The organism is Methylobacterium sp. WL116 (assembly GCF_008039455.1).
Taxonomy (GTDB): domain Bacteria; phylum Pseudomonadota; class Alphaproteobacteria; order Rhizobiales; family Beijerinckiaceae; genus Methylobacterium.
Window position 1 is genome coordinate 1 of the sequence record NZ_VRUV01000201.1, and the last position, 7,822, is coordinate 7,822.

The 7,822-nt window shown below is 70.5% G+C and carries 3 protein-coding genes and 1 pseudogene; all 4 read right to left on the reverse strand.

Annotated features, from left to right (window positions below; translation table 11 throughout):
* Positions 1 to 2,393, reverse strand: a 2,393-nt coding sequence (locus FV223_RS15170) for an efflux RND transporter permease subunit (RefSeq protein ID WP_147727820.1), incomplete at its 3' end; no start/stop codon positions are given.
* Positions 2,394 to 2,646: 253 nt separating this feature from the next.
* Entirely contained in the window at positions 2,647 to 5,793 is a 3,147-nt protein-coding gene (locus tag FV223_RS15175; protein ID WP_147727821.1) for an MdtB/MuxB family multidrug efflux RND transporter permease subunit, read from the reverse strand.
* Positions 5,794 to 5,844: 51 nt separating this feature from the next.
* Positions 5,845 to 6,041, reverse strand: a pseudogene (locus FV223_RS31810) (hypothetical protein); the annotation flags it as partial.
* Positions 6,042 to 6,070: 29 nt separating this feature from the next.
* Positions 6,071 to 7,405: an MdtA/MuxA family multidrug efflux RND transporter periplasmic adaptor subunit gene (locus FV223_RS15180; RefSeq protein WP_147727822.1), complete on the reverse strand. Its 1,335-nt coding sequence runs from the start codon at positions 7,403 to 7,405 to the stop codon at positions 6,071 to 6,073.
* Between the last annotated feature and the right edge of the window lie 417 nt (positions 7,406 to 7,822).

Sequence of the window (7,822 nt, forward strand, 5' to 3'; positions counted from 1 at the left end):
GCGCCGGCGGGCGCCGCCGCCACCGTGCCGGCGACCGCGTTGGTGGTGGCCGAGCCGCGCGCCTTGCCGCCGGAGGTCGAGACGTAGAGCTGCTTGAGGGTCTCGGGGTTCTCCAGGTAGCGCGGCGCGATCTCCATCACGACGTGGTACTGGTTGAGCGGGTTGTAGATCGTCGAGACCTGGCGCTGGCCGAAGGCGTCGTAGAGGGTGTTGTCGATCTTGTCGGGCGTGATGCCGTAGCGGAAGGCGGTGGCGCGATCGATCACCAGCCGGCTCTCCAGCCCGCCCTCCTGCTGGTCGGAGGTGACGTCGGCGAAGGTCGGGTCCTTCTGCAGCGCCTGCACCAGCTTCGGCGCCGCCGCGTAGAGCTCGGCCGCGGTGTCGCCCTGCAGGGTGTACTGGTACTGGGCGAAGCTCTGGCGCCCGCCCATCTGCAGGTCCTGGCGCGGGAAGACGTAGAGCCGGGCGCCGGCCACCTGCGAGAGCTTGGGCCGCAGCCGGTTCGACACCTCGCCGATCGAGGCGCGCTCGCCCACCGGCTTGAGCCCGACGAAGACGTTGGCCGAGTTGGTGCCGCGCCCGCCGGTGAAGCCGACGACGCTGTCCACCGCCGGGTCGGCCTGCACGATCGCGGCGGCCTCCTTGAGCTTCTTCTCCATCGACTGGAACGAGATGCGCTGGTCGGCCTGGATGCCGCCCATCATCTGGCCGGTGTCCTGCTCGGGGAAGAAGCCCTTCGGCACGATGACGTAGAGGTAGACGTTGAGCCCGACGGTCGCGGCGAGCACCAGCAGCACGAGGCGCGGGTGCCCGAGCGCGACGCGCAGGGTGCGCTCGTAGGCGTTCAGCGTGCCGGTGAAGGCGCCCTCCAGCCCGCGGATCAGGATGTTGGGGCGCCTGCCCGCGCCGTGCGCCTCGGGGCGCAGGAAGCGCGCGCACATCATCGGCGTGGTGGTGAGCGAGAGCACGAGCGAGATCAGGATCGCCAGCGACAGGGTCACGGCGAATTCCTGGAAGATCCGCCCGATCAGGCCGCCCATCAGCAGGATCGGCAGGAACACCGCGATCAGCGACAGGCTCATCGAGATCACGGTGAAGCCGACCTCGCGGGCGCCGACCAGGGCCGCCTCGATGCGGGACTTGCCCATCTCGATGTGGCGCTGGACGTTCTCGAGCACGACGATGGCGTCGTCCACGACGAAGCCGGTGCCGATGATCAGCGCCATCAGCGACAGGATGTTGAGCGAGTAGCCGAGCAGGTACATCACCGAGAAGGTGCCGACGATCGAGATCGGCACCGCCACCGCCGGGATCAGCGTGGCGCGCCCCGAGCGCAGGAACGCGAACACCACGAGGATGACGAGGCCGACTGCGATCAGCAGCGTCTCCTCGGTGGCGGCCAGCGACGCCCGGATCGTCGCGCTGCGGTCGCCGGTGAGCTTCACGTCGATGCCGCCGGGCAGCGCCGAGACGATCTGCGGCAGCGCCGCCTTCACCCCGTTGATCGTGTCGACGACGTTCGAGCCCGGCTGCTTGTAGACGAACAGCAGCACGCCCTGCTTGCCGTTGACCACGCCGAGGTTGCGCCGGTCCTCGACCGAGTCGATCACCTCGCCGACGTCGGTGAGCTTCACCGCCGCGCCGTTGCGGTAGGCGACGACGAGGTCGCGGTAATCCTCCGCCTTGCGACCCTGGTCGTTGGCGTAGAGCTGGAAGCGCCGGTCGCCCGCCTCGATCGCGCCCTTGGGCGAGTTGGCGTTGGCCGACGCCAGCCCCGCGCGGATGCCCTCCAGGCCGATGCCGTAGTGGAACAGGGCGGTCGGATCGAGCTCGACGCGCACCGCCGGCAGCGACGAGCCGCCGATGTCGACGTTGCCGACGCCGGGCAGCTGCGACAGCTTCTGCTGCACCACCGTGGCGCCGGCATCGTAGAGCTGGCCGGGGGTCAGGGTGTCCGAGGTCATGCCGAGGATCACGATCGGCGAGTCGGCCGGGTTGAACTTGCGGTAGGTCGGGTTCTGGCGCAGCGCGGTGGGCAGGTCGGCCCGCGCGGCGTTGATCGCCGCCTGCACGTCGCGCGCGGCCCCGTCGATGTCGCGGCTAAGGCCGAACAGCAGCACGATCCGCACGGTGCCGGTGGAGCTCGTCGAGGACATCTCGTTGACGTCGGCGATGCTGCCGAGCCGCCGCTCCAGCGGCGCCGCCACCGTCACCGCCATGGTCTCGGGGCTGGCCCCCGGCATCTGCGCCTGGACCAGGATGACCGGAAAATCCACCTGCGGCAGCGGCGCCACCGGCAGCTTCAGGAACGCGAAGAGGCCGGCGAGCAGCACGCCGACGGTCAGCAGCGTCGTCGCCACCGGGCGCCGGATGAAGGGCTCGGAGATGTTCATGGGCGAAAGCCCATAGGCGTCACGGCGCTGTTCCCCTCTCCCCGCACGCGGGGAGAGGCCCGGCTGCACCCCGTCGTGCTGCCGGGAAGCGCAGGCGAAGCCGCAGCGAGGGTGAGGGGGCGCGAACGGCGGAGGCTCCTCCGCCGAAGCCCCCTCACCCTCGGCTGCCGCCTCGCCGCGACGACGACGAGGTCGTCGCGGCCCTCTCCCCGCAGGCGGGGCGAGGGGATGCGAGGCGCGGTCGCGATCTTCCTCACGGCAGCGCCTCGCCTGCCGGGAGGTCCGGCTCGGGTTCGCGGCGGCCGGTGATGCGGCGCTCGAGGCGGTCGAAGAACAGGTAGATCACCGGGGTCGTGAACAGCGTCAGCACCTGGGAGACGATGAGGCCGCCGGCGATGACGATGCCGAGCGGCTGGCGCAGCTCCGAGCCGACGCCGGTGCCGACGATCAGCGGGACCGCGGCGAACAACGCGGCCAGGGTCGTCATCAGGATCGGGCGGAAGCGCAGCAGGCAGGCCTCGTAGATCGCGTCGCGCGGGGACATCCCCTCCTCGCGCTCGGCCTGGAGCGCGAAGTCGATCATCATGATCGCGTTCTTCTTCACGATGCCGATCAGCAGCACGATGCCGATGATCGCGATGATGTCGAGCGAGAGCCCGAACAGCATCAATCCGAGCAGCGCGCCGATTCCCGCGGACGGGAGCGTCGACAGGATGGTGATCGGGTGGATGAAGCTCTCGTAGAGGACGCCCAGCACGATGTAGACGGTGACGATCGCCGCCAGCACCAGGAACAGCTCGTTCGAGAGCGCCGACTGGAAGGCGAAGACCGACCCCTGCGGCACCACGCGGAAGCTCGGCGGCAGGTCGATGCTTTTCCGCGCCTCCTCCACCGCGTCCACCGCCTGGCCGAGCGCGGCGCCCGGCGCGAGGTTGAACGACACGGTGGTGGCCGGGAACTGGCCGAGATGCGAGATCAGCAGCGGCGCCCGGCGCTCGTCGATCCGCGCCACCGCCGAGAGCGGCACCTGCCCGCTCGATGCGGTGGAGGAGGGCAGGTAGATCGCGTCGAGGCTGGCGATGGTCCTGTGCAGGTCGGGGTCGGCCTCGAGGATCACCCGGTACTGGTTCGACTGGGTGAAGATCGTCGAGATGATGCGCTGGCCGAACGCGTCGTAGAGCGCGTTGTCGATCGTCGCCGGCGTGATGCCGTAGCGCCCGGCCGTCGGCCGGTCGATCGTGACGTAGGCGGCCAGGCCCTGGCCCTGGTGGTCGCTGGCGACGTCGGCCACCACCGGCGACCGCGACAGCGCGTCGGTGAAGCGCGGCACCCAGGTCTCGAAATCCTCGAGGTTCGGCGTCTCCAGGATCACCTGGTACTGCGTCGCCGACACCGCGGTGTCGATCGTCAGGTCCTGCACCGGCTGCATGTAGAGGCGCAGGCCCGCGACGTCGGCGGTGGCCGCCTGGATGCGGCGGATGATGGCGCCGGCCCGCTCGGCCCGCTCGGCCTGGGGCTTCAGGTTGATCAGGAACCTCCCTGAGTTCAGCGTCACGTTTTGGCCGTCGACGCCGATGAACGAGGACAGGTTGGCGACGTCCGGGTCCTTGAGGATGATCGCGGCGATGCGCTGCTGGCGCTCGGCCATCGCGGCGTAGGACAGGGTCTGGTCGCCCTGCGTGATCCCCTGGATCACGCCGGTGTCCTGCACCGGGAAGAACCCCTTCGGGATCGTCACGAACAGGGTCGCGGTGAGCGCGATGGTGGCGAGCGTGACCAGCAGCGTCAGGCCCTGGTGGTCGAGCACCACCCGCAGCGCCCGGCCGTAGGCCGCGATGGTGCCCTCGGTGGCGCGCCGGCCCATCCGCCCGAGCACGCCCTCGCGGCGGCGGGTCTCGGCAAGGGACGCGGGAGATTGGGGCACGTGCTTGAGCAGGCGCGCGCACAGCATCGGCACCAGCGTCAGCGAGACCACCGCCGAGATGATGATCGTGGCCGCCAGCGTGATCGCGAACTCGTGGAACAGGCGCCCGACCACGTCGCCCATGAACAGCAGCGGGATCAGCACCGCGATCAGCGAGACGGTGAGCGAGATGATGGTGAAGCCGATCTCGCGGCTGCCCTTGAGCGCAGCCTCGAGCGGGGAATCGCCGTCCTCGACGTGGCGGGCGATGTTCTCGATCACCACGATCGCGTCGTCGACGACGAAGCCGGTGGCGATGGTCAGCGCCATCAGCGACAGGTTGTCGAGGGAGAAGCCGTAGAGGTCCATCACCGAGAGCGCGCCGATCAGCGAGAGCGGCACCGACAGGCTCGGGATCAGCGTGGCGGAGACGCTGCGCAGGAACAGGAAGATCACCAGCACGACGAGCGCGATGGCGAGCCCGAGCTCGAACTGCACGTCCTCGACCGAGGCGCGGATCGTCACCGTGCGGTCGGTGAGCAGGCTCACCTGGATCGCGCCCGGCAGCGTGCCCTGGAGCTGCGGCAGCAGCGCCTTGATCTTGTCGACGGTGGCGATGACGTTGGCGCCGGGCTGGCGCTGGATGTTGAGGATGATCGCCGGCGTCTCGTCGGCCCAGGCGCCGAGCTTGGTGTTCTCCGGCCCCTGCACCACGTCGGCCACGTCCGACATCTTCACCGGGGCGCCGTTCTTGTAGGCGATGATCGCGTCGTCGTAGGCCTTCGGGTCCTGGATCTGGTCGTTGGCGTTGATCGCGTAGCTCTGCTTCGGGCCGTCGATGGTGCCCTTCGGCGTGTTGACGTTGAGGTTGGTGATCGTGGTGCGCAGGTCGTCGATGTTCAGCCCGTAGGCGGCGAGCGCCCGGGCGTTGAACCGCACCCGCACCGCCGGCCGCTGGCCGCCGGAGATGCTGACGAGGCCGACGCCGGCCACCTGGGAGATCTTCTGGGCGAGCCGCGTCTCGGCGAGATCCCGCACCTGCGTCAGCGGCAGGGTCTTGGAGGTGAGCGCGAGCGTGATCACGGGCGCGTCGGCCGGGTTGACCTTGGCGTAGATCGGCGGCGCCGGCAGGTCGGACGGCAGCAGGTTGCCGGCGGCGTTGATCGCCGCCTGGACCTGCTGCTCGGCGATGTCGAGCGGCAGGTCGAGGTTGAACTGCAAGGTCACGACCGAGGCGCCGGCCGAGGATTGCGAGGTCATCTGGTTGAGGTTGGCGAGCTGCCCGAACTGCCGCTCCAGCGGCGCGGTCACGGCCGAGGTCATCACCTCCGGGCTGGCGCCGGGATAGAACGTCTGCACCTGGATCGTCGGGTAGTCGACCGAGGGCAGCGCCGAGACCGGCAGGTTCAGGTACGACACCCCGCCGACGATCAGGATCGCCAGCATCAGGAGCGTGGTCGCGACCGGGCGCAGGATGAAGAGGCGGGACGGGTTCATGCCGGGGGCCCGCTCGCGGACAGGCGGAGGCGATCACCGCGGCGATCCGTGCGCATCCCCTCGCCCCGCACGCGGGGAGAGGGCTGCGACGACCTCGTCGTCGTCGCAGCGAGGCGGCAGCCGACGGTGAGGGGGCTTCGCCGGAAGAGGCTCGTCCGGATCCGCCCCCTCACCGCCGCTTCGGCTGCGCCTTCGCGTCCCGCACGGACGACGAGGTCCGTGCGGGCCTCTCCCCGCGTGCGGGGAGAGGGGAAGGGCGCCGTCTGGATCGCGTCGCTCACGGCTGCTGCCGCCGGCGGCCGCGCTTCTGTCCAGCCTCTTGGGCGCCGCCGGCGTCGGCGGCGGGGGTGACCTTCTGGCCGTCGACGCCCTCCGTGATCCGCACCGGGGCGCCGTCGCGCAGGCGGTCGGTGCCGTCGGTGACGACGCGGTCGCCGGCCTGGAGGCCGGAGAGCACCACCGTCCGCGTGCCGTCGGTCTCGCCGGTCTTGATCGGGCGGACCGAGACCTTCGCGTCGCCGTCCATCAGGTAGACGTAGGTGCCGGGCGTGCCCTGCAGGATCGCGCCGTTGGGAACCAGCGCCGCGTTCGCCACCGTATCGACGGTGAGCTTGGCGTTGACGAACTGGTTCGGGAACAGCTCCTCGTCCTTGTTGTCGAACAGGGCGCGCAGCTTCACCGTGCCGGTGGTGACGTCGATCTGGTTGTCGACCGTGTCGAGGGTGCCAGTGGCGATCTCGTGGGCGTCGCCCCGGTCGTAGGCGCGGACCGCGAGCTTGGCGCCGGCGCGCACCCGGCGCATCACCCGGGAGACGTCGTCCTCGGGCAGGGTGAACACCACCGAGATCGGATGGAGCTGGGTGACGACGACGATGTTGGTCGAGGCCGCGGTGATGTAGTTGCCCTGGTCGACCTGGCGCAGGCCGACCCGGCCCTCCACCGGCGAGATGATGCGCGCGTAGGCGATGTTCAGCCGCTGCTGGTCGACGAGGGCCTGGTCGGAGGCGACCGTGCCCTCGTTCTGCTTCACCAGCGCGCCCTGGGTGTCGACGTTCTGCTTCGAGATCGAATCCTGCTGGGCGAGGCGCTGGAAGCGGGCCAGGTCCAGCTTCGAGTTCTGCAGCAGCGCCTGGTCGCGGGCGAGCTGGCCCTGGTACTGGGCGAGCAGCGCCTCGTAGGGCCGCGCGTCGATCTGGGCGAGGTAGTCGCCCTTCTTCACGGTCTGGCCCTCGCGGAACCCGATGTCGGTGAGGTAGCCGCTGATCTGCGATTTCACGGTGACGGTGGCCAGCGGCGTGACGGTGCCGAGCCCCTGGAGCACCACCGGGATGTCGCCGGTGACGATCTGCGCGATGCCGACCGCCTGGGGCACGTCCATGCCGCCGCGCTTGCCGCCGCCGCGGCCGCCCTTGCCCTGGGTCTCACCGGGGCCGCCCGCGACCTGCGTGCGCCCGTCGTACCAGCGGTGGGCCACCGCGCCGGCCGCCAGCAGCGCCAGGAGCAGCAGCATCCAGCGGAAGGGGCGGAACCGGCGCGTCTTGCCGGGCGACGCGACCGGGTCCGGCTGGAACGCGCGCGCCGTGTCCGTGCGGATGGGTGAGCTCTCGTTCATGACTGATTAGACCACGTTCCGGACGCCGCCGCGCCCGTGTCGCGCCCTATCCTCTCGCTGTTTTCGTCCGCGGGCCGACGTTCGTCGGCCCGGGGAGCGAATCCGACACCCTGGTCCCGGCCGCCTGTACGGCATCCGAACGGACCGTGCCCTGCGGCACCCGCGCCGGGCGCGGCTCGGGTCCGGGTGCGCCCACTCGGCATCCCTGCGCCGCAGCCATCGCCCGTCAATGCGTCGTCAGTACGGCACCGATGTTTCGGTGCTGTTGCTGGCCGGTCAGGGCCGCTCCAGCGCGCGGTAGTACCGCACCACGTCGCGGTAGGATTCGTCGACCGGCACCACCGGGACCGCGCGCCGCAGGCCGAGGCCGAGGGCGCCGACGGCGAAGGCGAGCGCGAGGGCGCGGCGGGGGGACAT

What these genes read in the sequence shown, in the direction of transcription:
- FV223_RS15180 (WP_147727822.1), bottom strand. Translation starts at nt 7,405, where the DNA reads ATGAACGAGAGCTCACCCATCCGCACGGACACGGCGCGCGCGTTCCAG.
- FV223_RS15175 (WP_147727821.1), bottom strand. Translation starts at nt 5,793, where the DNA reads ATGAACCCGTCCCGCCTCTTCATCCTGCGCCCGGTCGCGACCACGCTC.